Source organism: Rhodococcus sp. DT1 (assembly GCF_049844875.1).
In the GTDB taxonomy this organism is placed as follows: domain Bacteria; phylum Actinomycetota; class Actinomycetes; order Mycobacteriales; family Mycobacteriaceae; genus Rhodococcus.
On record NZ_JBNCLW010000003.1, the window covers coordinates 187269 to 213569 of the forward strand.

Annotated in this window: 24 protein-coding genes; 18 read left to right on the forward strand and 6 right to left on the reverse strand. The window is 67.4% G+C overall.

Annotated elements, in window-relative coordinates:
- The first annotated feature begins 7 nt into the window (after positions 1 to 7).
- On the forward strand, positions 8 to 496 hold the full coding sequence (locus ACLQ3J_RS08610) for an FBP domain-containing protein (RefSeq protein ID WP_169652484.1): 489 nt from the start codon (positions 8 to 10) through the stop codon (positions 494 to 496).
- Between the two features lie 174 nt (positions 497 to 670).
- Positions 671 to 1642 (forward strand): alpha/beta hydrolase, encoded by a 972-nt coding sequence (locus ACLQ3J_RS08615; protein WP_296549479.1) that lies wholly within the window; start codon positions 671 to 673, stop codon positions 1640 to 1642.
- A gap of 27 nt (positions 1643 to 1669) precedes the next feature.
- On the opposite strand, the gene ACLQ3J_RS08620 is transcribed toward ACLQ3J_RS08615, so the two are convergent.
- Together ACLQ3J_RS08620 and ACLQ3J_RS08625 are read right to left on the reverse strand one after the other, a co-directional pair.
- Positions 1670 to 2374 carry a type 1 glutamine amidotransferase domain-containing protein gene (locus tag ACLQ3J_RS08620; RefSeq protein ID WP_169621572.1) on the reverse strand — a complete coding sequence of 235 codons (705 nt, stop codon included), beginning with the start codon at positions 2372 to 2374 and terminating at the stop codon, positions 1670 to 1672.
- A gap of 141 nt (positions 2375 to 2515) precedes the next feature.
- Positions 2516 to 3472 carry a ferritin-like domain-containing protein gene (locus tag ACLQ3J_RS08625; RefSeq protein ID WP_169621573.1) on the reverse strand — a complete coding sequence of 319 codons (957 nt, stop codon included), beginning with the start codon at positions 3470 to 3472 and terminating at the stop codon, positions 2516 to 2518.
- A 304-nt stretch (positions 3473 to 3776) separates the two neighbouring features.
- On the opposite strand from ACLQ3J_RS08625, the gene ACLQ3J_RS08630 reads away from it, so the two are divergent.
- The 6 genes from ACLQ3J_RS08630 to ACLQ3J_RS08655 all read left to right on the forward strand — a co-directional run bounded on the left by ACLQ3J_RS08630 (position 3777) and on the right by ACLQ3J_RS08655 (position 14559).
- The gene (locus ACLQ3J_RS08630) at positions 3777 to 4055 is read left to right on the forward strand and encodes a hypothetical protein (protein ID WP_169621574.1); all 279 of its coding nucleotides are present in this window, start codon (positions 3777 to 3779) and stop codon (positions 4053 to 4055) included.
- A 117-nt stretch (positions 4056 to 4172) separates the two neighbouring features.
- Positions 4173 to 4364: a hypothetical protein gene (locus ACLQ3J_RS08635; protein ID WP_169621575.1), complete on the forward strand. Its 192-nt coding sequence runs from the start codon at positions 4173 to 4175 to the stop codon at positions 4362 to 4364.
- Positions 4365 to 4523: 159 nt separating this feature from the next.
- Positions 4524 to 7814 carry an exodeoxyribonuclease V subunit gamma gene (gene recC / locus ACLQ3J_RS08640; protein ID WP_425902848.1) on the forward strand — a complete coding sequence of 1097 codons (3291 nt, stop codon included), beginning with the start codon at positions 4524 to 4526 and terminating at the stop codon, positions 7812 to 7814.
- 14 nt (positions 7815 to 7828) lie between these two features.
- Complete coding sequence (locus ACLQ3J_RS08645) at positions 7829 to 11158, forward strand: UvrD-helicase domain-containing protein (RefSeq protein WP_425902850.1); 3330 nt, start codon at positions 7829 to 7831, stop codon at positions 11156 to 11158.
- A complete protein-coding gene (recD, locus tag ACLQ3J_RS08650) occupies positions 11155 to 13050 on the forward strand; it encodes an exodeoxyribonuclease V subunit alpha (protein ID WP_425902851.1) in 1896 nt (631 codons plus the stop codon). Before ACLQ3J_RS08645 ends, recD begins: the two co-directional genes overlap by 4 nt.
- A 75-nt stretch (positions 13051 to 13125) precedes the next feature.
- A complete protein-coding gene (locus ACLQ3J_RS08655) occupies positions 13126 to 14559 on the forward strand; it encodes a lipase maturation factor family protein (RefSeq protein ID WP_296549485.1) in 1434 nt (477 codons plus the stop codon).
- A gap of 46 nt (positions 14560 to 14605) precedes the next feature.
- On the opposite strand, the gene ACLQ3J_RS08660 is transcribed toward ACLQ3J_RS08655, so the two are convergent.
- The gene (locus ACLQ3J_RS08660) at positions 14606 to 15106 is read right to left on the reverse strand and encodes a hemerythrin domain-containing protein (protein WP_425902852.1); all 501 of its coding nucleotides are present in this window, start codon (positions 15104 to 15106) and stop codon (positions 14606 to 14608) included.
- A gap of 129 nt (positions 15107 to 15235) precedes the next feature.
- Positions 15236 to 15661 (reverse strand): ATP-binding protein, encoded by a 426-nt coding sequence (locus ACLQ3J_RS08665; protein ID WP_169621580.1) that lies wholly within the window; start codon positions 15659 to 15661, stop codon positions 15236 to 15238.
- A 282-nt stretch (positions 15662 to 15943) separates the two neighbouring features.
- Between ACLQ3J_RS08665 and ACLQ3J_RS08670 the strand changes: the two genes are divergently transcribed.
- The 4 genes from ACLQ3J_RS08670 to ACLQ3J_RS08685 all read left to right on the forward strand — a co-directional run bounded on the left by ACLQ3J_RS08670 (position 15944) and on the right by ACLQ3J_RS08685 (position 19086).
- Positions 15944 to 16417, forward strand: a complete 474-nt coding sequence (locus ACLQ3J_RS08670) for a VOC family protein (protein ID WP_169621581.1) — start codon at positions 15944 to 15946, stop codon at positions 16415 to 16417.
- A gap of 58 nt (positions 16418 to 16475) precedes the next feature.
- On the forward strand, positions 16476 to 17807 hold the full coding sequence (locus tag ACLQ3J_RS08675) for an MFS transporter (RefSeq protein WP_296549482.1): 1332 nt from the start codon (positions 16476 to 16478) through the stop codon (positions 17805 to 17807).
- A gap of 74 nt (positions 17808 to 17881) precedes the next feature.
- Complete coding sequence (locus ACLQ3J_RS08680) at positions 17882 to 18493, forward strand: ClpP family protease (RefSeq protein ID WP_169621583.1); 612 nt, start codon at positions 17882 to 17884, stop codon at positions 18491 to 18493.
- A complete protein-coding gene (locus tag ACLQ3J_RS08685) occupies positions 18490 to 19086 on the forward strand; it encodes an ATP-dependent Clp protease proteolytic subunit (RefSeq protein ID WP_296549483.1) in 597 nt (198 codons plus the stop codon). The genes ACLQ3J_RS08680 and ACLQ3J_RS08685 overlap by 4 nt, the downstream gene beginning before the upstream one ends.
- Position 19087: 1 nt before the next feature.
- On the opposite strand, the gene ACLQ3J_RS08690 is transcribed toward ACLQ3J_RS08685, so the two are convergent.
- Positions 19088 to 19462 (reverse strand): helix-turn-helix domain-containing protein, encoded by a 375-nt coding sequence (locus ACLQ3J_RS08690; protein WP_169652475.1) that lies wholly within the window; start codon positions 19460 to 19462, stop codon positions 19088 to 19090.
- Positions 19463 to 19686: 224 nt separating this feature from the next.
- Between ACLQ3J_RS08690 and ACLQ3J_RS08695 the strand changes: the two genes are divergently transcribed.
- From ACLQ3J_RS08695 to ACLQ3J_RS08720, 6 genes are all read left to right on the forward strand, one after another.
- Entirely contained in the window at positions 19687 to 21084 is a 1398-nt protein-coding gene (locus tag ACLQ3J_RS08695) for a uracil-xanthine permease family protein (RefSeq protein ID WP_425902855.1), read from the forward strand.
- A complete protein-coding gene (locus ACLQ3J_RS08700; RefSeq protein WP_425902856.1) occupies positions 21065 to 22120 on the forward strand; it encodes an isopenicillin N synthase family dioxygenase in 1056 nt (351 codons plus the stop codon). Before ACLQ3J_RS08695 ends, ACLQ3J_RS08700 begins: the two co-directional genes overlap by 20 nt.
- Positions 22117 to 22878 carry an alpha/beta fold hydrolase gene (locus tag ACLQ3J_RS08705; protein WP_169652473.1) on the forward strand — a complete coding sequence of 254 codons (762 nt, stop codon included), beginning with the start codon at positions 22117 to 22119 and terminating at the stop codon, positions 22876 to 22878. The genes ACLQ3J_RS08700 and ACLQ3J_RS08705 overlap by 4 nt, the downstream gene beginning before the upstream one ends.
- 73 nt (positions 22879 to 22951) lie before the next feature.
- Entirely contained in the window at positions 22952 to 23887 is a 936-nt protein-coding gene (locus tag ACLQ3J_RS08710) for an ABC transporter ATP-binding protein (protein ID WP_169621589.1), read from the forward strand.
- A 30-nt stretch (positions 23888 to 23917) separates the two neighbouring features.
- A complete protein-coding gene (locus ACLQ3J_RS08715) occupies positions 23918 to 24718 on the forward strand; it encodes an ABC transporter permease (protein WP_169621590.1) in 801 nt (266 codons plus the stop codon).
- The gene (locus tag ACLQ3J_RS08720) at positions 24715 to 25287 is read left to right on the forward strand and encodes a TetR/AcrR family transcriptional regulator (protein WP_169652583.1); all 573 of its coding nucleotides are present in this window, start codon (positions 24715 to 24717) and stop codon (positions 25285 to 25287) included. Before ACLQ3J_RS08715 ends, ACLQ3J_RS08720 begins: the two co-directional genes overlap by 4 nt.
- On the opposite strand, the gene add is transcribed toward ACLQ3J_RS08720, so the two are convergent.
- Complete coding sequence (gene add / locus ACLQ3J_RS08725) at positions 25284 to 26300, reverse strand: adenosine deaminase (RefSeq protein WP_425902858.1); 1017 nt, start codon at positions 26298 to 26300, stop codon at positions 25284 to 25286. The genes ACLQ3J_RS08720 and add overlap by 4 nt on opposite strands.
- Between the last annotated feature and the right edge of the window lies 1 nt (position 26301).

Sequence of the window (26301 nt, forward strand, 5' to 3'; positions counted from 1 at the left end):
ACACCGCATGGACGCGATCACCGAGCGGGACATCAGAGCCTCGTTCGTCAACTGCTCCAAAGGGGAGGCCAAGCGGCTGCCGGCGCCCCGCGACCTCGCCGACCGGCCCTGGGAGGATCTGGATTTCCTGGGATGGACCGACCCCGCGTATCCAGGCCGCGGATACATCGTCGTACCCCGCGAGACCGGTCTCGTCGGGATCGCGATGCGATTCGAACCGAACGGTTCCGGTAAGTCGCAGATGTGCACGGTGTGCCTGACCACCCACACGCGAGGCGGGATCGCCTTGATGAGTGCCGGGAAGGTCGGTGACGCGGGTCGCGCAGGCAACACCCTCGGCACCTACATGTGCATCGACCTGGCATGTTCGCTGTATGCGCGGGGCAAGAAGAAGCCCGCACTCGGAAGCCGGTACCGCGAGGATCTCGGCCCCGAAGAAAAGATCGCGCGCGTTCGCGAGAATCTCCACGCCTTCGTGGACAGGCTTTTTCACTGACGGTGGCGTGCAGCCTCGCCGACAGCCGTGTTCCGGGACGCCGCCGCATTGTTTGGCATGATCGGTGGGGTCCCGGACGGTGCGGGTTTCCACGGTAACGACGAGTAGGAGCCACGGGTGTCGCAAGCAAAAACGGATACGGCCCCTACTCCGCGTCGCGGCGCCGGACCACGGATGGTCGGGGCTATCGCCGACGCGGTCGCCCGGGGTTACTCCGCGCTGGCCCTGACGCCGGTTCCCGGCGCATTCGTGGTCCGGGCCGTGTTCGAGCGCGACGCGAAGCGGCTCACGGCGAAACTCGACGAGGGAGCCCCCGAGACGCAGTTCGTCGGCGGTCTCCGGTATCGGGACGGGGACGTGGACGCCTGCCTTGATGTCTACAGTCCCACCGGGGCAACCTCGGCGCTCCCGACGATCGTGTGGGTGCACGGCGGAGCCTGGATCGCCGGTAGCCGCGCCGACTACGCCGGCTACTACCGGCGCCTGGCGGACGCCGGGTTCACCGTCGTCTCCGTCGGCTATTCACTCGCGCCGCGACACCGTTATCCCGCTGCGGTCGAACAGCTGGCGGACGCGCAACGCTACCTGCTCGACCACGCCGAAGAACTCCACATCGACACCGAGCGCATCGTTCTGGCGGGAGATTCGGCCGGCGCTCAGCTGACGGCCCAGCTCGCCCTGGCTGTGACGGACCCGTCCTATGCCGCCAGGCTCGGTATCAGTCCCCACTTCGCGTCCGGCCAGGTCAGGGGGGTGGTTCTCAATTGCGGAATCTACAACGTGGCTGCCCTGGGCGGCGGCAGTGACCTGATCCGCTGTGGCGTCGAGCAAGCGATGTGGGCCTACCTCGGGGAACGAAAGTTCGCGGAGTCGGAGGCCGCGCGGCAGATGTCGACTCTCGATCTCGTCACCGCGAACTTCCCACCCACCTACATCACCGGCGGCAATGGCGACCCGCTCACCGCGACGCAGTCCCGGCCGTTCGCGGAGAGGCTGACCGGCCTCGGCGTCGAGGTGGATTCGCTGTTCTACCCGGACGGCCACGAGCCGGAATTGGAACACGAGTACCAGTTCGACCTCTCCACCCCCGACGCTCGGGACGCGCTCGCGCGCACGATCGCCTTCGCCCGGAAGGTGACCGCCTGAGCGGTCACCGCCCGAACGGCGCAGCGCTCACCGTGCAGCGAGGTCGCTCACCACACGTTCTGCGAGCGGCCGCGACGAGGCCGGGTTCTGGCCCGTGTACAACGTGCGGTCGACCACCAGGTGCGGCTGCCATGCGTCTCCCGAGGAGAACAGGGCGCCGGCTTCCTGAAGCCGGTCCTGCAGAAGCCACGGTGCCTTGCCGGCCAGTCCGGCCTGTACTTCCTCGATGTTGGTGAACCCGGTCAGCTTGTAGCCCTCGAACAACCAGCGGCCACCGGAGGCGAACGCGGGCAAGAGTGCGGCGGGGGCGTGGCACACCATCGCGACGACCTTCCCCGATTCCGTGAAGTGACGTACGAGTTCACCGAACCGCTCGTCGACGGCGAGGTCCTGCATGGGTCCGTGACCGCCGGGGACGAACAGCAGGTCGTAGTCGGCGGCGTCGACGTCCTCGAGGACTGCGGCGCCGGCCAGCGTCGGCTGAAGCTCCTCCAATGCCTTTTTCAGCTCCGCGGCGCGGTCCTCGCCGCCCGCCGCATCGGGCTCGAGACTGGCCTGGTCGACGACCGGCGTACGTCCGCCCGGCGTGGCGACCGTGATGTCGTAACCTGCCTGGTCGAACACGTTGTACGGCTCGACCAGCTCTTCGGCCCAGAACCCTGTGGGATGCTGCGTGCCGTCGCTCAGCGTCCAGTGGTCGGCCGCGGAGACCGCGAAAAGCAACTTGGTCATGATGGTCCTCTCCGGTTGATTCCTCGTCCTGCCGCGTACCCATTCGGGGTGCGGTGGACACGAGGTACTGCACGAACGGAAATCGCCGGGCCCGGAGACTCCGGACCCGGCGACTCGCTCGGGTGTGCGCCCTGGTGCGGGCTAGCTGAGCACCTCTTGGGCGATGGCCGCGAGGCGCGTCTGGGCGGCGGATACGACGCCGTGACGATTCTTGTGTGCTTCCTCGTACGCAACGATTGCGCGGATGTCGGACGCTTCGGTGAGTTCCTTCACCGCTGCGACGGCGCTGCTGACGTTGAGCTTGTCGTAATCCTCGATCGGCAACTCGTCCGCGGCGAGGACACCCGATGCGGTGCGCACCCGGTGCAGGGCTTCCGCCGTGCCGTCCGCACCCTCGCGTCGGCTGACCCGTTCCGCAGTCTCGAGAGCCGAATCGCGGCTGGCTCCGAGGGTCTTGGCCGCGACGTCACCGGCATGTGCGCCGCGTGTCAGGATCGACTCGATCCGCGGGCGGGTCGAGCGGGCTGCGTCGATGGCACGGTCGAGGCCGCGGGTGGACCAGTTGACCGGGGTATTCACCAAGCGCACGGCCGCGCCGGCTGCCGCCTGGAGCGGTGTGCGCCGCAAGGCTGCGGGCCCACCGAGTGCCTCTTCGGCGATCACGGTGGTCAGCCACTCGACAGTCGCGCTGTGAGCCTTGATGAGCTTGTTCGCGAGCGACACGATCGACGAGTTGCCGTCCGCCGTCGCCAGCGCCTTGACGTAGCGGGCGCGGTCGAGCAGCTGGTGTTCGAGAGCGAGGTCACCGAGCAGTGCCTCGTCGAACGGCTGCGCCTGTTCGGTCAGTGTCTTGACGGCGGTGGTCGCGCGGCCGAGGACCGGGCCGATCACGTCGGGCAGCCCGCCGAGCTCGCGGATGGCTTCCTCGATCGCAACGGCGCGGACGCGGCAGTTCTGAGCGTTCTCGGTCAGCTCCCGCCGCACCGCTTCGGTACGGGCCTGTGCGACACGGGTCTCTGCCACCTGGGTTTCGGCGTGGGTGAGCTGGTGCAAGGTGCGGAGCTGGGTGAGCAGCGCCGCGGTGTTGGTCTGGGTCATCGTGTGTTGCTCCTTCGCACTTGGGGTCGATGGGCTCCAGCGATGTCACTTGTAACGGCTACCCGACGAGATGGATCCCGAACATCGCGTGACGCAGGACACAATCGAGTATTCTTGACCCAGCAGAAATTTCCTTTCACGGTCCGGTCTCCCGGGCCAGGGGCGTGCGCGCGTTGTTTAGGGGTGCGACGTCCGGGGCATAGCTCCCAGCACGTCGGTGAGCCAGAGAATCTACGAGATCGAGCCGCAAGGCCTCTCCGGGTTCTGCTCGGCACTCGAGTGAGACGAAAGTTGGAGACAGCGAATGACGACCGTAGTACCCCCTAACCCATTGGCAGGCCCGAAAAGTCCCAATAGTCCGGGTTCTTGGGCGCAGCCGAGTGTCGCCGGTACGCGTCGCAGCGCGTCGGACCTGTCGGAGACCGCGTTCGTCGAGCACTCCTGGGCCGGCCCCGCACTGTTCGCGTGCCTGGTACTGCTGGGGGGTATCGCCGGAGGTGTCCTCATGGGATCCCTCGGTGCGGGCATGGCATTCGCCGCCATGATCGGCGGTCTCGCAGCAATCCTCGTCGCCTGCCTCTGACCCGCGTCGTCGTCGCCGCACGACGGGGAGGTCCCGGTTCACGGGCCCCGGACATGCACGACACTTTCGTTCGGAATTTCCGCTGCGGTCCGGCGTGCGCACGTGCAGTATCTGTTCATGTCGGCGCCGTGGGACGAGGACGGCGGCTTCGCGTGGGAGCGCCGCGAAGCCGGTCACAGCTGGGAAGAGATCGGTAGCGAGCTGGGATGCCCGCCGCATGTCGCCGAGGAACTCGGCGAGAGATACCGGGCGGAGATCGATCGCCTGACGATGCGCGACCAGATTCCGCTGTTCGACCTTCCCGAGTGACCTCTTCCACACTGCACCCCGTCCTGCGAGCCAGGTCCCGCCTCGGGTCTCGTATGTGCGCTCAGGCGGTCCTCGCGTTCGACCTGCACAATCGTTGCGGTGTCCGTCGCGTGTGGTAAGCCGTAGCGACGACCGAGTCGACCACGAGGGGGCCCACGCGTGCTCACGCTGCACCGTGCCGAACGCACCGACATCCTTGCCGACGCGCTCGGCGAGTTGCTGACGGCGCCGCTCGACGACCCGTTCGCACGCGACATCGTCGCCGTGCCCGCTCGCGGCATCGAACGCTGGCTCACACAGCGTCTGTCCACGGTGCTGGGCACAACACACGGCGACGGCGTCGCCGCCAACATCGATTTCCCGTCCCCGTCCCGGTTGGTCGCGGAGGTGCTCGCCGCCGCGTCGGACACCACCGCCGAAGACGACCCCTGGCTCCACTCCCGAGTGTTGTGGACCGTGCTCGACGTCATCGACGACTCCGTCGGAGAGCCGTGGTGCGCCGCGCTGGCCCGGCACCTCGGCCACGGCGCCGACGACCATCGGGCGGGGCGCCGGTATGCGACCGCCGCACATCTCGCCGACCTCCTGCGCAGTTACGGACTGCAACGTCCGGACATGATCGCCGAGTGGGCGGCCGGACGGGACACCGACGGAACGGGCGCCCCGCTCGCCGACCACCTCCGCTGGCAGGCCGAACTGTGGCGTCGCGTGCGCGACCGCATCGGCACCGACAGTCCGTCCCAGCAACTCGGCACCCTGTGCGCGCGGTTGCGTGCCGAACCGGAGATCGTCGGCCTGCCCGGCCGCGTGTCGCTGTTCGGCCCCACCCGTCTCGACGCGGTGCAACTCGCGGTGGTCTCGGCGCTCGGTGCCCACCGCGACGTGCACCTGTGGGTTCCGCACCCGAGTCCTGCCATGTGGACTGCGCTCGCGGACGGAAAGACCCCGCTGTGTCGCGCCGAGGACGACAGCGCGCTCCGTGTCCGTCACCCGCTGCTCGCAGCGCTCGGACGTGACGTGCGCGAGTTCGAAAGGCGGTTGTCGGGCCTCGAGGCCACCGAGATCACCCACGCGGCCCCCGAGCCGCCCGCCACGTTGCTCGGCCGAGTGCAGTCGGACATCCGGGCGGACCGCGCCCCGGAGCCGGGCTCCGCGCAGGCGGACGGCACCGTCGTGATCCACGCATGTCACGGACCGACCCGCCAGGTCGAGGTCCTTCGTGAATGTCTGCTGCACCTGTTCCAGGACGATCCCACCCTCGAGCCGCGCGATGTGGTCGTGATGTGCCCGGACGTCGAGACCTATGCCCCTCTCGTGCACGCCGCGTTCGGGCGGGGAGTGGGCGAGCACGCGGGGCACACGCTGCGGGTGCGACTCGCCGATCGTGGGCTGCGCCAGACCAATCCGGTCCTGTCGGTGCTCGACACCCTCCTCGGCCTCGCCGACGCCCGCGTCACGGCCAGCGAAGTGCTCGATCTCGCGGCCGCGGCCCCGGTTCGGCGCCGGTTCGGGTTCGACGACGACGATCTCGAACGGCTCCAGGAATGGGCTGCCGAGACCGGAGCACGCTGGGGACTCGGCACGTGGCAACGCCGCCCGTTCGGTCTTGCCGACTTCCCGCAGAACACCTTCGGGACAGCCCTCGACCGGATTCTCCTCGGCGTCGCCGCCGACGAGTCCGGCGGTGAATGGCTCTCCCTCGCACTGCCCCTCGACGACGTCGACAGCAACGACATCGATCTGGCCGGCAGGTTCGCCGAGTACATCGACAGGCTCACGGTGTCGCTGCTGGGGATCCGCGGTCCGCACCCGGCCGAGAAGTGGTCGGCCGCGCTCATGCAGGCGCTCGATCTGCTCACCGATGCCGCGCCCGCCGACGCATGGCAGCTCGCGCAGGCCCACCGTGAGATCGGTGCCGCTGTCGAGCACGCGGGCGGCGCGGAACTGCGGCTGGCCGATGTGCGCGCCATGCTCGCGAGCCGCCTCGCAGGACGCCCGACCCGAGCCAATTTCCGCACGGGTGAACTCACGGTGTGCACGATGGTGCCGATGCGGTCGGTACCTCATCGCGTGGTGGTGCTGCTCGGGCTCGACGACGACGTCTTCCCCCGCAATGCGCACATCGACGGCGACGATGTGCTTGCGCAGAATCCCTGTGTCGGAGAACGGGATTCCCGCAGCGAGGACCGTCAGCTGCTTCTCGATGCCATGATGTCCGCGACCGAGCGGGTTCTCTTGTTCTACACCGGCGCGGACGCGGTCACCGGTGCCGCACGGCCACCGGCTATTCCGCTCACGGAGATTCGCGACGTGATCACGACGATGGCCGGCACGACCGCCGACGACGAGGCGATCGTGCGCCGTCATCCGTTGCAGCCCTTCGATCCCCGCAACTTCCGGGCCGACGCCCCGTTCGGTTTCGATGCTGCCGAACTCGCGGGAGCCCGAGCAACACAACGGCATTCGCGCGATCCTGTAGCGCCGTCCGGTTTGGCGGTGGAGACGCTCGCTCCTCCGGTGCTCACGGACGTCGACCTCGACGACCTCGTCGCGTTCCTGGTTCACCCGAGCCAGGGCTTTCTGCGGCAACGCCTCGGCGTACGAATCCCCGAGCTGGACGAAGGCATCGTGGATGCTCTCGATGTCGAACTCGACCCGCTGGCAAAGTGGAACCTCGGCGACCGCATGCTCGAAGCGCGGCTGGCGGGAATGTCGGCCGCGGATTTCCGGGCAGCGGAGTGGCGCCGCGGCACGCTGCCACCGTATGCGCTCGGCGAGAAGGTGCTCGACGATGTGACGTACGAGGTCGAAGGCCTCGTCGCGGCATGTGCGCCGGTCCATGCCGGACGCGCACAGACCGTCGACGTCGTCTTCGATCTCGGGGACGGGCGCAGATTCACCGGCACAGTGGGCGGTGTGCACGGCACGGTCGTCGCCCGGAGTACGTACTCCAAGCTCGGTCCCAAACATCGACTCACCGCGTGGGTGCAGTTGCTTGCCGTTGCGGCGTCCGGCCGGCCGGGGCAGTGGAAGGCCGTCACCACCGGGCGAAGCCGCTCGCGGCTGCCGGCGTGGCGGTCCACCTTGCTCGCCCCCGCCGACGCCGCGGAACAACTGAGGCGCCTCGTAGACCTGCGCGACCGGGGACTGCGGACACCGTTGCCGATGGTGACCGGAGCGTCTTCCGAATACGCCGAGCGGCGGCACCGGGGCGACTCGGTCGAGATGGCGATCACCGCGGCGAGCCGGGCTTTCGGCGGTGCATTCGGCGACGGGCAGGATCGGCACGTGAGCTACCTGCACGGATCGGGAGTGACGCTCGGTGCTCTCACGGACCCGAAGCCTCTCGACGACGAACGTTCCTGGTTCGACGATCCCAGTCGTTTCGGTGTCCTCGCGCGCCGGTTGTGGGAGCCGTTGCTCGCGTCGGAGAATCAGGCCAGGCCGTGACGGAAGGAAATCTCGTGTCCGTATCGTCGTCGGCGACATCGAGCGTGTCCACCGCGAGTTTCGATCTGCTCGCCCCCCTGCCCGAGGGCACCACCGTCCTCGAAGCCAGTGCCGGTACGGGCAAGACCTACGCCATCGTCGGACTCGCGACGCGTTTCGTGGCCGAGGGTGTGGTCGACCTGTCCCAGCTTCTGCTGGTGACCTTCAGCCGTGCCGCAACCCAGGAACTGCGCGAACGTACCCGTAACCGGTTTGCGGAGGTGGCGACTGCTCTCGCGGACCCGGACACGGCCCGGGGGAGCGCAGATCCGCTGATCCGCTACCTCGCCGCCGACGACGTCCACGACCGCCGCGCGCGACTGCGTCAGGCGTTGTCGGATTTCGACGCGGGCACCATCTCCACCACGCACGGATTCTGTCAGAGGATGCTCGGTGAACTGGGTATCGCCGGCGAACGCGAGCCGGACGTCACGGTGGTCGAGAACGTCGACGACCTCACCGCCGAGGTGGTCACCGATCTGTACCTGCGCCGCTACGGGCGGAGCGAGGCACCGATCCGTTTTGCGGAGGCGAAGACCGCAGCACGCGCCGCGATCTTCGATCCCCAATCCGAACTGGCTCCCGAGGGCGCCGACGGCACTCCCGCGGGCGAGCGGGTGGACTTCGCGCGCGAGGTGCGGAGCGAGGTCGAGCACCGTAAACGGCGTATGGGGTTGCGTGACTTCGACGACCAACTCGCTCTCCTGCACCGCGTTCTGCTCGACCCCGACCACGGCGAGGACGCGTGTCGCCGTGTGCGCGACCGGTTCGGTGTCGTGTTGATCGACGAGTTCCAGGACACCGACCCCAAGCAATGGGAGATCCTGCGGCGGGCGTTCCACGGGCACTGTCGGCTCGTGCTCGTCGGCGACCCCAAGCAGGCGATCTATGCCTTCCGCGGCGCGGAAGTACTGAGTTACCTCGACGCAGTGTCCTCGTCGGACGCGCATTGCGAGCTGACCACCAACTGGCGCAGCGACGCCGACCTGGTGGCAGCGTGCGAGTACGTGTACGGCGGTGCCGCGCTGGGAGATCCGCGAATCGTCGCGAACCGCGTCGATGCCGCACAACCCAGATCCCGGATGACCGGTCTCGCCCCGATACGGCTGAGGCATCTGCCGCGTGCCGGCGCGGGCCCCCTCAACGACTGGGGATTCCCCAGGAACCTGGACGGGCTCCGGGCGCGTGTCGCCCAGGATGTCGCGGCAGATATCGTCAAGATCCTCGACAACGACGACGTCACAGTCGATCTCGGCCGTGGTCCGGAGCGTGTCGAGCCGGCTCACATCGCGGTGTTGCTGCGCAAGCACAAGCAGGTGTCCCTCGTCCACGACGCACTCGTGGCCGCCGGCGTGCCGTGCGTACTGGCCGGGGGGACGAGTGTGTTCTCCACCTCGGCGGCCAGGGAGTGGTTGTGGGTGCTCTACGCGCTGGAGCAGCCGCACCGGGCCGATCGCGTCCGGCTCGCGGCACTGACCCCGCTGCTCGGGCGCACCGTGTCCGACGTCGACGAACGCGGCGACGAACTGGTCGCCGAAATCGGCGGCTTGTTGCGCGAGTTGTCCGCGGTGTACATCCGATCGGGTTTCTCCGCGGTATTCGAACGCATCGGAGCGTACGGTGCGCTCGAGGCGCGACTGCTCGAGGAGCCGTCGGGCGAACGCCGGCTCACCGACCTACGGCACGTCGCACAGTTGCTCGAACATGCGGCGGCCGGTCAATCACTCGGTCTCGCGGCACTGACGCGGTGGCTCGAAGACAGGATCAACGACCCCGACGGCGGGTCGGCCGACCGCATCCGGCGTCTCGACAGCGACGCCGCGGCCGTGCAGATCCTGACCGTGCACGGCAGCAAGGGCCTGGAGTTCCCGGTCGTCTACGTTCCGTACGGCTGGGACGCCGCGAAGAATCCCGAGCCCGACAGACTCCTGCTCCACGAGAACGGACGTCGCATCCTCGACGTGGGCGGCAAAGGCAGTCCCGGCTACGCGGAACGCAAGCGCACGCACGACGAGGAAGAGGCCGGTGAAGAACTGCGACTGCTGTATGTCGCGGTCACCCGGGCGAAATGTCAGCTCACGCTCTCCTGGGCGCCGTCGACTCCCACGTCGCGCTCACCGCTGCACCGGTTGCTGTTCGCCCGCGAACCGGGCTCACCGGAGTTGGCCGCGGAGGGTCGAGTGCCCCACGACGAAGCGGTGGCGGAGGAGTTCCACAGGTGGGCTGCCCCGGCGGGCGGACTGATCGCCGTCGAACCCGTGGGACAGTTCCCGATTCCCCACCTCACCTGGTCGGCGCCCCGGGAAGAATACGGCCGCCTGGCCGCGGCGAAGTTCGACCGGGTGATCGACGAAACATGGCGTCGTACATCCTATTCGGCGCTCACCGCCGCGGCGCACGACGAGCCGGGCGTGGGCAGCGAGGTGGAACAACCGGAGAAGGACGACGAGCCGGAAGAGGCTCCGCTCGTCGCCGCGGACACGGCCACCGGGGCAACGGCCGCGGGTATTCCGTCCCCGATGAACCATCTCCCCGGCGGCACGGTGTTCGGCACCCTCGTGCACGCGGTGCTCGAAGTCGTCGATACCTCGGCTGCCGACCTGGAAGCCGAACTTCGTGCCTGCTGCCGGGAGGTCGTCGCGCAACGGTTGTCGCAGATCGACGCCGACGAACTGGCCGGCGCGTTGCTCCCGGTGCTGCGCACCCCGCTCGGCCCGCTCGGCCGGACCCTCGCCGACTTCCGTCCCGCCGACAGGCTCGCGGAACTGGATTTCGAATTGCCGTTGACCGGCGGTGACACCCCGGCGCCGATCACGGTCACGCTCGAGGGCGTGGCGAGCCTGATGCGCCGGCACCTCGCCCCCGGTGATCCGATGCTGCCGTATGCCGATGCGGTGCGACACCTCGAGCCGGTGCCGCTGCGGGGCTACCTCACCGGCAGTATCGACGCGGTATTGCGCACCCCCGAATCCCGTTTCGTCATCGTGGATTACAAGACCAACCGTCTCGCGCGGGTCGACGAACTGACCACCGCGCACTACACCCGTGAGGCGATGGCCGCCGAGATGATCCGTGCGCACTACCCGATGCAAGCCTTGCTGTACGCGGTGGCACTGCATCGATACCTGCGCTGGCGTCTGCCGGGATACGACCCCGAGGTGCATCTCGGCGGGGTGCAGTACCTGTTCGTCCGGGGGATGGCCGGACCGGAAAGCCCACCCGGCAGCGGTGTCTTCGACTGGCAGCCTCCGGCCGCCCTCGTCACCGATCTGTCGGACCTGCTCGCCGGAAAGGCCGTGTCGTGACAGATGCGCGAATAGCCCAGCGCGGCAAAGGCGCCCTCCGGACGTTCAACGAGGCGGGCGCCCTCGCTGCCGCGGACGTGCACGTCGCCGTGCGTCTCGCCACCCTCGGCGGGGAAACGGACACAGACGTGCATCTCGCTACCGCACTCGCGGTCCGCGCGGTGCGTGCCGGTTCCGTATGCCTCGACCTGACCCGCCTGCGTGATGTCACCGTGGAGGAGGACGAAAACGGGAACCCCCTGGTCGCTCCCGAAGACCTCCCGTGGCCGCGAGACGAGGACGTCCTCGCCGCCCTGCGCCGCAGCCCGCTCGTCGTGGGCGGCGGCCCGGGCGCACTGCGTCCACTGCGTCTAGTCGAGACCGCCAACGGGCCGCTGCTGTACCTCGACCGCTACTTCCGGCAGGAGCAAACGATCCGGCGGGTCCTGGCCGAGCGTGAAGGCCGCTTCCCCGAGGTCGACGAGGAGCAACTCCGTTCCGCTCTCACGAACCTGTTCCGGGACCAGGCGGACCCGTCGCTTCCCGCTCCTGCCCCCGACCGGCAGCGTATCGCCGCCGCGCTCGCGGCCACCCATCTGACGACGGTGATCGCGGGTGGCCCGGGCACAGGCAAGACCCACACGGTCGCACGCATCCTCGCGTTGCTCACCACACTCCACGGGCGCGACCTGCGAATCGGCCTCGCCGCTCCCACCGGAAAGGCCGCGGCCCGCCTGCAGGAATCGGTGCGCGAGCAGGAAACCGAGCTGAAACTTCCTCCGGACCTCACGGCGATGACCCTGCACCGGATGCTCGGATGGCAACGCGGCCGCACCCGCTTCCGCTATCACGGCGGCAACCACCTGCCGTACGACGTGATCGTGGTCGACGAGACGTCGATGGTGTCGCTGACGATGATGTGCCGCCTGCTCGAAGCCGTACGTCCCGACACGCGGCTGGTGCTGGTGGGCGATCCCGATCAGCTCGCGTCCGTCGATGCCGGTGCGGTGCTCGCCGACCTGGTCGGCCGACCCATCACCGGCACCCTCAACCCGGTGTTCGAGCGTGCGGTCCCGCACGACCTCGCCGTCCCGCGCGATCTTGCCGCCCCCGGAGATCTGGCGGAGCGCGGGCTGAGCGTCAGGGAACACGCACGGTTGCGCGGCGGTGTGGTGCGTCTGAGCCGGGGACGACGCTTCGGCGGCGCAATCGCAGAGTTGGCGACAGCGGTCCGGCAGGGCGACGGCGACAAGGTCATGCAGATCCTCGGGAGCGGCAGCCCCGAGGTGTCGTTCGTGAGCCCGTCGGATCTCACCGCACTCCGGGCCGATGTGGTCCGGTCGGCCGAGGAGGTGACGGCGGCAGCAGAGCGCGGCGACGTCGCCGCAGCACTCGAGCGGTTCGAGAGCCATCGGTTGCTGTGTCCGCACCGCGACGGCCCGGCGGGCGTGAAACGGTGGGCGCGCCAGGCCACCGAATGGATCGGGGCCGCCACCGGACGCTATCTCGATCCGGAACGCTGGTATCCCGGACAGCCGTTGCTCGTCACGGCGAACGACCACGACATGCGCATCTACAACGGTGACACCGGCGTGGTCGTCCGGCGCGGAGACGAACTCGTCGCGGCTTTCGCGCGAGGGGAGGAGCCCTATCTGCTGCACCCCAGCCAGTTGTCCGCCGTGAACACGGTCTATGCGATGACGATTCACCGCAGCCAGGGCAGTCAGTACGGCACGGTGTCGGTGGTGTTGCCCGAAGCGAAGTCCGCGCTCCTCACCCGGGAACTGCTCTATACCGCGATCACCCGGGCTCGCGTCCACGTCCGGGTCATCGGTACCGAGGAATCGGTACGCGCCGGCGTGGCACGGCAGGTGCTGCGAGCGAGCGGTCTACGTCGGGAAATCCCGGCGTAGTCGTCCCGCCCGGCTCCGGCGGTGCCATGCTCGTACAGGTGGACGGGGACACCGGAGCGGACACGGGCTGACGTGATGGAGTGGGCGGCGGCGGACGGTTACACGATCGGGCGGCTTCTGGTCACCCGCGGGCTCGCCGCGCTGTACCTGGTCGCATTCCTTGCCGCACTTCTGCAGTTCCGGGCGCTGATCGGTACGCGAGGACTGCTTCCGGTGCCCGACTACCTGGCCGCACGCAGTTTCAGGAGTTCGCCGAGTCTGTTCCATTTCCGGTACTCCGACCGTCTTTTCGCGACCCTCGCCACGGTCGGCGCGATCCTGGCGGCGCTCACGCTCGTCGGGTTCACCGAGCGGATGCCGTTGGTCGTGTGCATGGGCGTCTGGTTCGTGATGTGGGCGTTCTATCTGTCCATCGTCAACGTCGGCCAGGCGTGGTATTCGTTCGGCTGGGAGTCGCTGCTGCTCGAGGCGGGTGTGCTGGCGATCTTTCTCGGCAACGCCGACGTCGCACCGCCGTTTCTCGTGCTGATCCTCATGCGCTGGGTGCTGTTCCGGGTGGAGTTCGGGGCCGGGCTGATCAAGATGCGCGGCGATCCGTGCTGGCGCGATCTGACCTGCCTGTACTACCACCACGAGACACAGCCGATGCCCGGACCGCTGAGCCGCTGGTTCCATCTGCTGCCCCGGCCCGTGCACAAGGTCGAGGTGGCCGGAAATCACGTCACGCAACTGGTGGTTCCGTTCGCGCTGTTCCTCCCGCAGCCTGTGGCCGGAATCGCGGCCGCGGTGATGATCCTGACCCAGTTGTGGCTGGTGGCCAGCGGCAACTTCGCCTGGCTCAACTGGATCACCATCGTCCTGGCGTTCTCCGTACTGCCGGACGAGTTCTACGCCCGGTTCATCCCCGTGGAAACGGATTACCGGCCGACCCCGCTCCCGTTCACGGTGGCGGTGGTGGCCCTGACGGTGGTGACGGTGGTGCTCAGTTACCGCCCGGCCCGGAACCTCGCGTCGAAGCGGCAAGCGATGAACGCGTCGTTCAATCAATGGCATTTCGTCAACGCCTACGGGGCCTTCGGGAGTATCACCCGGACCCGCCGTGAGGTGATCGTGGAGGGGACGGCGGACCGGGTGGACACGCCCGCTACCGAATGGCGGGAGTACGAGTTCAAGGGAAAACCGGGGGATGTGCGGCGGCGGCCCCGCCAATACGCTCCGTACCACCTCCGCCTCGACTGGCTGATGTGGTTCGCCGCGATCTCGCGGGACTACGCCGCCGTCTGGTTTCCCCGCTTCGTGCGCAAGCTACTCGAAAACGATCGGGATACTCTGAAGCTGCTGCGGCACAACCCGTTCCCTGATCAACCGCCGGTTCGTGTCCGGGCGCGGCTGTTCCGGTACCGCTACGCCACTCGAACGGAGCGCAGGGCGACCGGAGCGTGGTGGGTGCGCGAGCCCGTCGCAGACTTCATGATGCCGATGGCGTTGTCGGACATGCAGATGCCGTGACGGGACGGGATACGGTCCGCGCGCCGCGTGCCAGGAGACGACTGCGCTAGGAGGCGACCGCGTCCACGGCTTTCTTCAGTGCCGAGGGCTGCGCGGGTGATGTGGGCGCCTTCTCCTTGCATTCGAGAAGTTCCGCCCCGATCTCCTGCAACGTCTTACGGCCGAGGCTCTCGCGTACCTGCGGGAACCACTCGTCCTCTTCTTCCTCGATGTGGTGCTCGACGTTCTCGATCAGCACGGTGGTCTTGGCATCGAAACGTTCGTCGTCGGGCGACATCGCAGCGAGTTCGGAGATGAGCACATCGGCGACGTGGTGTTCTTCGTACGACTCGAGGACGTCGTCCCCGAGGTCGGGGACGAGGTCACGAACCCGCGGATACAGCACCTCGTTCTCGATGTAGGTGTGGACCGTCAACGCTGTGATGATCTTGTCGACGATCGCGGATTTGGTCTTGACCGCGTTGTCGCCGGCGCTACGGAAATCGCGGAACAACTTCCGGATCTCCTTGTGGTCGTTCTTCAGGATGACGAGCGCATCGGTGGACATGGACACCTCGTAGGATCGGGCCCGCCGGTGGGTCGGCAGTGGCGCAGTACCGGCCGATATACCCGAGCTCGACTGGGCGCAAACACTTCCCACCGAGGCCGACCGGACGTCGCGGTGACGAGACCCGCGCTACAGCGACCAGTGGATGGTGACGTGCGTGCCCTGCGGGCTCGGGGTGATGACCACGTCGGTCGCAAGACCGCGTATCAAGGCAAGACCGTGGCCTCGCGAGCTGGGGGACCCGTCGGCGTCGTGCCAGCAACCGTGGTCTGCAACCCGGACCTCGAGAACATGATCGAGGGGCAGATATGTCGCCTCGAAGTCGAGGGAAGCGGACGCGTCACCGGGGTCGTATGCGTGTTCCACCGCGTTGGCCAAGGCTTCGTAGCTTGCCAGCACGACATCGTGCTTGCGGTCGTCGTCGACATCGAGCTGTTCGAGCCATTGCCGCACGGCACGACGGAGATCCGAGATGTAGGCGGGATCGGCGCGGACACCCCGGAAGAAGATCCCCCCGGACGCGAAGGATGCAGTGCCGTTGCTGTCCGTCAGCATCGGAGACCCACTCGGACGGCGGACAGCGGTCCGGCTGCCGGCACACCGGGTTTCCCCTGCGTACACACTGCGAAGCCGGCTGATTCGGAGGCACTCTTGGGCAACTGCACGCAGCAGGCATACCCCACCGGATGCATGAATCCACATCCTGATGATCACGAAAGAAACATTGTTGTGACTCCGGTGATGATTTCCGTCGCCGTTCCGGGTCGTACTCCATGAATGGTGGCCACAGCGGACCACCGTCGACACCGAAGACAGACCGTCCGGGAAGGAAACACCATGCCCAAGATCACGCCGTGGTTGTGGTTCGACATGAATGCCGAGGACGCCGCACAGTTCTATACGACGGTGTTCCCCAACTCGCGGGTCGGAGAGATCACGTACTACGGGGAAGGGGCTCCGGTGCCCGAGGGCACGGTGATGTCCGTGGAGTTCGTCCTCGACGGCCAGGTGTTCTACGGGCTCAACGGCGGCCCACAGTTCCCCTTCAACGAGGGGGTGTCCTTCCAGATCGACTGTGCTTCCCAAGACGAAGTGGACCACTATTGGACCGCCCTGACCGCCGACGGCGGAAAAGAGTCGCAGTGTGGCTGGCTCTCGGACAAGTACGGATTGTCCTGGCAGGTCGTGCCGCAGCGGCTCGACGAACTGCTCGGCTCCTCCGACCGGGCCGCGGCCCAACGCGTGACCGACGCGTTGCTGACGATGCGGAAGATCGACGTGCCGACGCTCGAGGCCGCAGCGCGGGGATGAGACCCCGTAGGTGCCCGACCGCGCCTGCCCGGCGCGGTGCCGTGTAATTTTCGCGGTTATGCCCACACGCACGCAGCGCCTGGATGATTTGCCGTTCACCGGCAGGCACGGCCGTCTCCTCGCCGGTTCCGGCACCGGCTGGGCGCTCGACGCGATGGATGTCGGCCTGATCTCGTTCGTCATGGCCGCGCTCGCGGTGCAGTGGGATCTGTCGTCGACGCAGTTGTCCTGGATCGGGTCGATCGGCTTCGCCGGGATGGCCATCGGTGCGTCGGTGGGTGGACTGCTCGCCGACCGGATCGGCCGTCGTCAGGTGTTCGCTACGACTCTGCTCGTGTACGGGCTCGCGACCGGCGCGGCCGCGCTGTCGACCTCGGTGGCGATGCTCATCGCCCTCCGGTTCGTCGTGGGTCTGGGGCTGGGCGCCGAACTTCCGGTCGCCTCCACACTCGTCAGCGAATTCGCGCCCCGCAAGATCCGCGGCCGGGTGGTCGTCGCGCTCGAAGCGTTCTGGGCCGTGGGCTGGCTTCTCGCGGCGCTGATCGGGTACTTCGTCGTGCCGCTGAACGACGACGGGTGGAGGTGGGCGCTCGCTGTCGGCCTCGTGCCCGCAGCGTATGCGCTCGTCGTCCGGTTCGGGATGCCCGAATCGGTGCGGTTTCTCGAGAGCAAGGGCCGATACGACGAAGCCGAAGCGATCGTCCGTGACTACGAAGAGTCGGCCGGCCGCGCCACCACCGCCCGGGATCCCGGAGTCTCGCCCCCGCCGGACTCCGGCGAACCCACCGCACCGACGGATACCGGCCGGGTCTCGATCTGGGCTCCGAACCTCCGCGCGCGCACCGGCGCGCTGTGGATCGTCTGGTTCGGCATCAATCTGTCGTACTACGGTGCGTTCATCTGGTTGCCGAGCCTGCTGGTCGCCCAAGGGTTCGACCTCGTGACCTCGTTCGGCTACACACTGATCATCACGCTGGCGCAGTTGCCCGGCTACGCCGTGGCCGCATGGCTGATCGAGGTGTGGGGACGGCGCGCAACCCTCGCGACCTTCCTCGCCGGTTCCGCAGTGGCGGCGGCACTGTTCGGTCTCGCCGAGACGCCGGGGACCGTCATCGCGGCAGGGATGGCGCTGTCATTCTTCAACCTCGGTGCGTGGGGCGCACTGTATGCGATCGGCCCGGAGCTGTATCCGACATCGGTCCGCGGCTCGGGCACGGGTTCGGCGGCCGCATTCGGGCGACTCGCATCGATCGTCGCGCCGCTGCTCGTGCCCCTGTTGCTCGATTCCGGCGGCAACGCATTGGTGTTCGGTGTGTTCGCGGCGTCGTTCGTCGTGGCGGCATGTGCGGCGATCACACTTCCCGAAAAGGCCGGAACCGTTCTCGAATAGGGTTGCCCCGGTGCTCGTCTGCCGTGAGCGGACAAAGGCGCTGCCGCGGTGCCCGATCCGGCGAAGGTGGATCCATGACCATTCCACCGCCCCCACCGACCAACTACCGCGACCAGCTCGCCGACAGGCTCCTCCGTCAGCGCATCGTGCAGATCACCGGCGAAGTGAACGACGAGACGACCGAGCGTGTCTGCTCGGAGCTGGTCCTCCTCGCCTCCGCCGACGACCGCCGGGACATCGTCCTGCACATCAACTCACCCGGCGGGTCCGTGCACGCCGGGCTGGCGATCTACGACACGATGATGCTCGTGCCCAACGACGTGGCAACCGTCGCCGTGGGCTTCGCCGCCAGCATGGGCCAGGTCCTGCTGGCTGCCGGAACCAAGGGCAAACGGAGTGCACTGGCGCACAGCCGCATCATGATGCACCAGCCGTCGGCCGGATTTGCGGGCACTGCCGTCGATATCGAGATCCAGGCCGAGAACCTCGAATACATGAAGCGCCAGTCGCAGCAGATTCTCGCCGAGGCCACCGGCCGATCCGTGGAGGAGATCGAGCGGGACAGCGACCGGGACCGCTGGTTCACCCCGGATCAGGCACGTGAGTACGGGATCATCGACGCCGTCGCCGCGTCGTTCGCCGAACTCGCGCCGTTCGGCGCGGGCCGACCGATCGGACTGTCATGAGCACCTACACGATCCCCAGCGTCATCGAACGCACGCCGGCGGGGGAACGCTCGTTCGATGTCTTCAGCCGGCTCCTCAACGAGCGAATCGTCTTTCTGGGAACCGAAATCGACGACGGTGTCGCCAACGTCGTGATGGCACAGCTGCTGCATCTCGAAGCCGAGACCCCCGATCTCGAGATCGGCCTCTACATCAATTCTCCGGGCGGATCGTCGACCGCGATGCTCGCGATCTACGACACCATGAAGTTCGTGCGGGCACGCGTCGCCACGTACTGCATGGGCCAGGCGGCTTCGGCGGCGGCGGTGCTTCTCGCGGCCGGTGCACCGGGACGACGGCACGTGCTCGCCCACTCCCGGGTGCTGCTGCACCAACCGTCGGCGCAAGGGCAGGGCACCATCTCCGATCTCGCACTGCAAGCCGCAGAAGTGATGCGCGTGCGGGCGCAGACCGAGAACATCCTTGCCGCGCATACCGGACGCGACGTGGAGCAACTGCGCCGAGACACCGACCGCGACCGCATCTTCTCGCCCGAGGAAGCCGTGTCGTACGGGCTGGCCGATCACGTCCTGCTCGAGCGGGACGGCTTCTAGCTCACGCCGCGCACAGTTCGATGCCGCCGCTCCGGGGCGCCCGGAGCGTGCGGTGTGCGGTCATCCGGCGGATCCCACGGCCGAGCAACTGCTCTATCGGCAGTTCCAGCGCGTCACACACCGACCGAAGGATCTCCGATGACGCTTCTTTGCGGCCGCGCTCGACCTCCGACAGGTACTGCTTCGACATTCCGACGGCACGGGCGACATCGTCGAGGCTGCGATCCTGGTCGCGGCGCTCGTCACGCAGGATCTCGCCGTAGATCTGCCGGAGCAGTGCAGGTTGCGGCGCCTTGGCGCGCGGCTCGGGCCGCCGGGACGTGCGCGTGGCGCGGGCGGCGGCCAGATCGACGACCGAGTCCTGCTTCGGATCCATGGCGTCATTCTGCTCCCACGACCGCCCGTGCGTTCCGGGTTCAGCTGTCGATGAACACTCTCCGCGGCCGGACACTGTTCGTCGTGCCCGAGCGTCGGGCCGGTATTTCCGCGGTGAGATTGTCCTTACCTACGCGAAACATGAGGACTCGAGCCGGAAAACTTCGGGCCCCAGGATGTATCCGGCAGCGTATACAGCCCCGCATACGAATTGGGAGCGAGCAGATGACCTCACCGCACCCCGTAGACACGAGACTTCCGTTCTTCCGGCAACTTGCCTTCGGTATCCAGCACGTCCTCATCATGTACACCGGTTGCATCACCGTCCCGCTCGTGTTCGGCGCGGCGGTCGGACTCGACAGCGACACCATCGCGATGCTCATCAGCGCTGATCTACTCATCGCCGGTCTCATCACCATCGTGCAGAGCCTCGGGGTGGGGAAACTCGCCGGCGTGCGGCTTCCGATCGTCTGTGGCGCCACCTTTGCGGGTCTCACTCCGATGATCCTGATCGCCGAGGAATACGGGCTTCAGGCGGTCTACGGTTCCATGCTGGTCGGCGGCATCATCGGTCTCGCACTGGCCTGGCCGTTCGCCACGATCATCCGGTTCTTCCCGCCTCTCGTGACCGGTGCCGTGCTCACTGTCGTCGGGATCTCACTGATCGGTGTCGCCGGTGGGCTGATCGTCGGCAGCGATCCCTCTGCTCCGTCGTACGGTTCGCCCGCGGGCATCCTGCTCGCCGTCCTGGTCATGGCCGTCGCCATCGGATTTCTCTGTCTCGGCCGCGGCATCTGGGCCCAACTCGGTGTGCTGATAGCGCTCGTCGTCGGTACAGCGGCCGCCGTACCGCTGGGAATGATCGACCTCAGCGGCGTCGCAGGCTCGTCCTGGGTGGGCCTGCCGTCACCGTTCCACTTCGGGGCGCCCGAATTCCCGATCACCGCAGTCGTCGCGATGAGCATCGTCATGGCGGTCGTGTTCGCCGAGTCCACCGCGAGCATGCTCGCCGTCAGCGAGATCACCGGCAAACGAGTGTCGAAGGGGGACATCGCACGCGGCCTCGCCGGCGACGGCGCATCTGCCGTGCTCGGCGGTATCTTCAACGCCTTCGTCGATACCGTCTTCACCCAGAACGTCGGTGCCGTCGCCACCACACGGGTGTACAGCCGCTACGTGACCGCGACGTCGGGAGCGATCCTGGTGGTTCTCGGCGCGCTGCCGAAGGTGAGTGCGGTCGTCGCGGGCCTGCCGAAGCCCGTGGTCGGCGGTGTGGGTCTGATCCTGTTCGCGACCGTCGCCCTGGTCGGCATCAACACCTTGCGGTCGGTGGACCTGTCCGACCGCATCAACTCCACCATCGCCGCGGTCGCGGTCGGCGTGGGTCTGCTGCCCGAACTATCCGAAGGACTATTCAGCAGGTTCCCGTCCGCAGCGCAGATCCTGCTCGGCAGCGGTATCACCCTGGCTGCCATCACCGCCTTCTCGTTGAACCTGCTCTTCAACCACACGCGGCTCGGGCGCATGGCACGTGCCGCGTCCGGCCCTGGTACGCCGGCCCCCGAGACCTCGGCCGATCTTCCTTCACCCGTAGGAGTGGTACGTGAGCCCGCAACCGTCTGAGCCGTTCGAGGTTCCCGCCGTCGACATCGACCCGTATGTGAGGGGTGGCAGCGCCGACGAGCGTGCCGCCGTCGCCCGTGCGGTCGACGACGCATGCTCGCGGGTCGGCTTCATCCAGATCCTCGGGCACGGCATTCCGGATACGACGATCGCCGGACTCACCTCCGCCGTCGACGACTTCTTCGGTCTCTCGATGGAGGTCAAGCGCGAGTATCGGGTCGAAGGAGCGAACCGCGGCTACAGCCCGCCGAAGAGCGAGTCGCTCAGCCTGAGCCTCGGTGTCGAGTCCGCGAGTCGCATGAACGACTTCTTCGAGGCATACAACGTCGGAACCGAAGCCCGGTCCTTCCCGGACCTGGACCTGTCCGAAGACGACTACGGACTCAACCTCTGGCCCGACGTGCCCGGCTTCGAAGACCGGGTGCAGGCGTACTACGCCGAGGCCGGCCGGGTCGCCCGCACCCTCACGCGCATCTTCGCCGACGCGCTCGGCCAATCGCCGGACTTCTTCGCCGACCTGACCGATCACTCGATCGACGTGCTGCGGATGAACAACTACGCCCTGCCCGAAGGCACCGTGAACCTCGACGGCGACCTCACGGGCATGGGGGAGCACACCGACTTCGGGATCGTCACCGTGCTGTGGGCCGATCGGGTTGCGGGTTTGCAGGTGCTGGGCAGCGACGGCATCTGGCACGACGTGTCCCCGTCGCCGGGAGCGCTGCTCGTCAATCTCGGCGACCTCACCGCCCGCATCACCGACGATCACTGGATGTCCACGTTGCATCGGGTCAAGCCTCCCGTCGTGGACGGTCGCATTCAGCGTCGTCGTTCGGTGGCCTACTTCCACGACGGCAACGTCGACGCGGTCGTCTCCACCTTGCCGGAGTATGCGGGTCCCGATCCGTACGAACCCGTCGTCGTGCGGGACCACATCAAGGCGAAGCTTGCCGGCTCCCGGCACGGCACGAAGAACACCGCGGCAGAGCGGGAAGCGGCGCGGGTGCTCGCCGCAGCGGGGGAGAACCGATCGTGAGCCATGTCGTCCTCGTTCACGGGGCGTGGGCGGGTAGCTGGGTCTGGGACACGGTGACGGAACCACTGACCGCGGCAGGGCATGCACCGCACGCGTTGTCGCTGCCCGGGGTGGGCCGGTGGGCCGACCGCGATGTCACGCTCGACGACGTTGCCGGACACGTCGCCGAGTACGTGGCCGGACTCGAAGGCACCGTGTTCGTCGTCGGGCACTCCGGCGGTGGCATCGTTGCGACACAGGTCGCGGAGATGATGCCCGACCGTGTCGCCGGAGTCGCGTACGTGGCGGGAATGATGCTGCCGTCCGGCGTCGACTTCGGGCAGTTGTGCGACGGTCTGGGACTCGAACCGCCGGTGGGGATTTCGAAGTGGTTGCAGGTCACGGCCGACGGTCGCGGAACCGTGGTGCCGCCCGAAGCCGCTGCCGCAGTCTTCTTTCACGAGGCCGACGCCGTCGATGCGATGGAGGCGGCGCGCAGACTGCGTCCGCAACTCGAGGCTGCGCGGCTCATGGCGCCCATCTGGACGGCGGATCGATTCGGATCGCTGCCGAGGCTGTACATCGAGGCGCTACGCGACCGTTCGGTCCCACTCGCCGCGCAGAGGGAGATGCAGCGGCTCGTTCCGGGAGCGACGGTCGTGAGCCTGGACACCGACCATGCCCCCCAGTTGTCCGCGCGCACCGAGCTTGCGCGGGCACTCGTGGAGTGGTGTTCGGCCGTGCTACCTGCAGCAACCGTGTCAGTGGGGTCGCGGTAGGACGGCACTGCCCGGTTTCGGTTGCAGGGGCCGCTTGTTTGCTGCCCTACCTTCCGGTAGGTAGTCTGGTTTCGTGCCGACTTCACCCGCGATCGAAATCCACGCCCTGACCAAGTCCTACGGTGACCGCGTCGTCCTCGACGACGTGTCGGTCGATGTTGCCCGCGGTAGTCGCACGATCGTCCTCGGCCCCAACGGCGCAGGAAAGTCCACCCTGCTGGAGATCATCGCGACTATCCGTACCCCGACCTCGGGAAGTGTTCGCATCGAAGGCCACGACTCCCGCGAACACCTGCGGGACGCACGACGTTCGATCGGACTCACACCCCAGTCGAATGCGCTCGATCCCCTTGCCACCCCGACGGAGATCTTCGAGTTCCAGGGCTTCGCGCTCGGAATGGGCCGGCGAGGCGCACGCGAACGCGCGCGCGAACTCGTCGAACTGTTCGGCCTCGGAGAACACAGCCGCAAACGAATCGCGCAGCTGTCGGGCGGCACCCGGCGCAAGGTCGATCTGGCGGTCGCGCTGATAGGCGAACCGCCCGTCATCGTTCTCGACGAACCGACAACCGGACTGGACCCACTCGCCCGTCTGGATTTCTGGAACGAGTTGACGCGACTGAACGACAGCGACCCGAACCGCACTCTTCTGATCTCGACGCAGGACCTGCACGAAGCGGAGGTCCTCGCCACGGACATCGTGGTGCTCCGGGAGGGCCGTGTCGTCGCGCACGACACGCCCGACACTCTCAAACGACGGGTCGGTGAGCGCACTCTCACTCTCGGATTGGCGAACCGGGCCGCCGCGCAGCACCTGATCACTAAGTCTCGTACGGCATTTCAGGCGGAGCCTCGAGCGGAAGACCTCGTTCGCCTCGCTTTGCCGGAGGATTCGAACGTGCTCGAGACCGCCCTGGAAGACATCGGTGCCATGGCGGGAGCGGTACGTGAAATCAGGCTGTCGGAACCATCTCTCGACGATGTGTTCGTTGCACTCGCATCTCGCTGACACGTCGGCTTCTCTGCTCGAAGGACACGAATGATCTCCACTGCAACATCTCCCGTTCACACCCCGGCCGCCATCCCGATCACGGTCGTCACGGCAGCGACGATCCGCTCGCTCCGGACGCTGCTGCGTTCCCCGGCGTTGTTGGTCAGCCCCCTTGCACAATCGCTGTTCTTCCTGCTCGTCTACACCGGTCAGTTGAGCACCGTCGGAGAGACCTATCTGCCCGGCGGTAGCTTCATCGCCTTTCTCCTGCCACTGATTCTCGTCACCGGAGTCGCGACCGGTGCCGGAGCGGCGGGCACCCTGGTCCATCAGGACGTGTCGAGCGGATATCTCGACCGGCTCCGCATGGCGCACGGAACGTCCGCGCCTTTTCTCGCGGGGACACTCGTCGCGACCCTCATCGTTGTCGCATTCCAGCAGGTCGTGACCGTCGCAGGCGCCGTACTGGTCGGTTACCGCCCGGGGGCGCTGCCGGGAGTGGTTGCCATGCTCGGTCTCATGCTCGTTCTCGGCCTCGCGGTGGCATTGTTCACGGTGGCACTCGCCGTGCGCGGAGCCTCGACATCGAGCATCAACCTGGTCACCCTCGTAGTGTTCGGCATGTCGTTCTTCACGGGATTCTTCGCTCCCGTCGAACAGCTTTCCGGGTGGATGCGTGCGGTCGCCACCATCAACCCGATCACCTACCTCGTGGAGACCGCGCGCCATCTGGAAAGCGGAGCCGCCCTCGAGGCGGCGCCCCTCGCGACCGCCGTGCTCGTTACGCTCCTGGTAGCGGGTGCACTTGCCTGTGTCCTGTCGTCGAACCATGCCCGGAGGAACCGATGATCGACGGAACCGATACCCGGACGCAGATCATGAGGGCGTTCGCCGACCAACTCGCCGCGACCGGTTACTCCGGCATCTCGCTCGTGGGGGTGGCCGACGACGTCGGGATCCGCAAACCCTCGATCTACCACCACTTTCCCGGTGGGAAGGAAGACCTCTACCGGGCAGTGGCGCAAGAGTTCATCGAAGGTCTCCACGTGCACATCCTGGAGGCGCTCGGAAGCGACGGACCGTTGGACGATCGTCTGACCGCGCTCGCCGTTGTCTCCTCCGAGCACCACCGGTCCACGATCACGTTCGAGCAACGGATCTACGACGCCCTCGACCAGGTGGGCGAGACGACCCGCGAGGAGATTTCCGGACTCTATGTCCGCAAAGTCCTCGACCCGGTGGTCGCCCTGTTTGCCGACGCCGTCGACAGGAACGAACTCACCGGGGAACCCGAGTTCTTGATGAACGCCTTCCTTCACCTCGCACGCGCGACGGAGTCCGGCGGAGCTGCCGTTGCACGCCGGATCACGGAGTTGTTCCTGAACGGCGCACGGCCACGCCCCGACGGGGTCGGCTAGAACGCGGTGCCCCAGGCGGCACCGAGTCGTGCGCGGAGCGCGGCCTTGTCGTCGTCCGGTAGCCAGCAGGCGTCGACGGAGCCGATCGCGATGTCGCACAACTGTTCCGGCGTCACCAGTCCTTCTTCGACGACCGTGACGTACTCGTCGCTGATATCGCGGCCCAGCATCGCGGGGTCGTCGCTGTTGACGGTGACGTGCAGCCCGGCCTCGAGCATGCGCGGGAGGGAGTGGTCACGCACCGACGGGTAGACCTGGGATATCAGGACGTCCGAACTGGGGCACAGCGTGAACACGATCCCGCGATCGGCTGCTTCTGCGGCCAGCGCAGGATCCTCGACGACGAGTGGACCGTGGTCGATCCGTTCGCAGCCGAGCACGCGGATCGCGTCGGCGACGCTCTGTACCCCGAACTCGCCGGCGTGGTAGGTCCGGCGAAGCCCGCGTCGGCCGGCCTCCGCGAACACGGGGGCCAACGCGGCGTCGTCGACGCCGGCTTCGATGCCGTCACCCCCGATCCCGACGAGGAACCCGTCGGGATCGGGCAGTGAGGTCAGAAGGTCGAGTTCCAGCAGCGCGAGGTGGGGACCGAGAAACTTGGTGCAGTCCATGATCATTCGGACGCCGATCCCGGTCTCTGCGATTCCGTCTCGCAGCCCCGCGGTGATCCCGTCCCACAGGTGCGCGGCGGGCACACCTCGGGAGAGATGCACGTGCGGGGTGAAGAACATCTCGGTGTAGACGATGCCTGTGGCGGCTGCGTCGAGCACCGATTCGTACGCGATGCGGTGGAAGTCCGCGGCGGAGACGAGTGTGCTGCATACCGTGTCGTACACGTCCAGGAAGTGCCGCAGGTCGCGGTACGTGTAGAGCGTGCGCATGTCGTCCACGGGCAGCGGCGTGCCGTTGGCTGCGGCGAGTGCGTGCACCGTGTCGGGGCGGACGGTGCCCTCGAGGTGGCGGTGCAGTTCGATCTTGGGCAGCGCCCGCACTGCCTCGAGGGTCACCGTCATC

What these genes read in the sequence shown, in the direction of transcription:
- ACLQ3J_RS08660 (WP_425902852.1), bottom strand. Translation starts at nt 15,106, where the DNA reads ATGTCCACCGATGCGCTCGTCATCCTGAAGAACGACCACAAGGAGATC.
- ACLQ3J_RS08620 (WP_169621572.1), bottom strand. Translation starts at nt 2,374, where the DNA reads ATGACCAAGTTGCTTTTCGCGGTCTCCGCGGCCGACCACTGGACGCTG.
- ACLQ3J_RS08665 (WP_169621580.1), bottom strand. Translation starts at nt 15,661, where the DNA reads ATGCTGACGGACAGCAACGGCACTGCATCCTTCGCGTCCGGGGGGATC.
- add (WP_425902858.1), bottom strand. Translation starts at nt 26,300, where the DNA reads ATGACGGTGACCCTCGAGGCAGTGCGGGCGCTGCCCAAGATCGAACTG.
- ACLQ3J_RS08690 (WP_169652475.1), bottom strand. Translation starts at nt 19,462, where the DNA reads ATGGATCCGAAGCAGGACTCGGTCGTCGATCTGGCCGCCGCCCGCGCC.
- ACLQ3J_RS08675 (WP_296549482.1), top strand. Translation starts at nt 16,476, where the DNA reads ATGCCCACACGCACGCAGCGCCTGGATGATTTGCCGTTCACCGGCAGG.
- ACLQ3J_RS08625 (WP_169621573.1), bottom strand. Translation starts at nt 3,472, where the DNA reads ATGACCCAGACCAACACCGCGGCGCTGCTCACCCAGCTCCGCACCTTG.
- ACLQ3J_RS08680 (WP_169621583.1), top strand. Translation starts at nt 17,882, where the DNA reads ATGACCATTCCACCGCCCCCACCGACCAACTACCGCGACCAGCTCGCC.
- ACLQ3J_RS08635 (WP_169621575.1), top strand. Translation starts at nt 4,173, where the DNA reads ATGTCGGCGCCGTGGGACGAGGACGGCGGCTTCGCGTGGGAGCGCCGC.
- ACLQ3J_RS08655 (WP_296549485.1), top strand. Translation starts at nt 13,126, where the DNA reads ATGGAGTGGGCGGCGGCGGACGGTTACACGATCGGGCGGCTTCTGGTC.
- ACLQ3J_RS08695 (WP_425902855.1), top strand. Translation starts at nt 19,687, where the DNA reads ATGACCTCACCGCACCCCGTAGACACGAGACTTCCGTTCTTCCGGCAA.
- ACLQ3J_RS08715 (WP_169621590.1), top strand. Translation starts at nt 23,918, where the DNA reads ATGATCTCCACTGCAACATCTCCCGTTCACACCCCGGCCGCCATCCCG.
- ACLQ3J_RS08720 (WP_169652583.1), top strand. Translation starts at nt 24,715, where the DNA reads ATGATCGACGGAACCGATACCCGGACGCAGATCATGAGGGCGTTCGCC.
- ACLQ3J_RS08670 (WP_169621581.1), top strand. Translation starts at nt 15,944, where the DNA reads ATGCCCAAGATCACGCCGTGGTTGTGGTTCGACATGAATGCCGAGGAC.
- ACLQ3J_RS08685 (WP_296549483.1), top strand. Translation starts at nt 18,490, where the DNA reads ATGAGCACCTACACGATCCCCAGCGTCATCGAACGCACGCCGGCGGGG.
- ACLQ3J_RS08610 (WP_169652484.1), top strand. Translation starts at nt 8, where the DNA reads ATGGACGCGATCACCGAGCGGGACATCAGAGCCTCGTTCGTCAACTGC.
- ACLQ3J_RS08630 (WP_169621574.1), top strand. Translation starts at nt 3,777, where the DNA reads ATGACGACCGTAGTACCCCCTAACCCATTGGCAGGCCCGAAAAGTCCC.
- ACLQ3J_RS08615 (WP_296549479.1), top strand. Translation starts at nt 671, where the DNA reads ATGGTCGGGGCTATCGCCGACGCGGTCGCCCGGGGTTACTCCGCGCTG.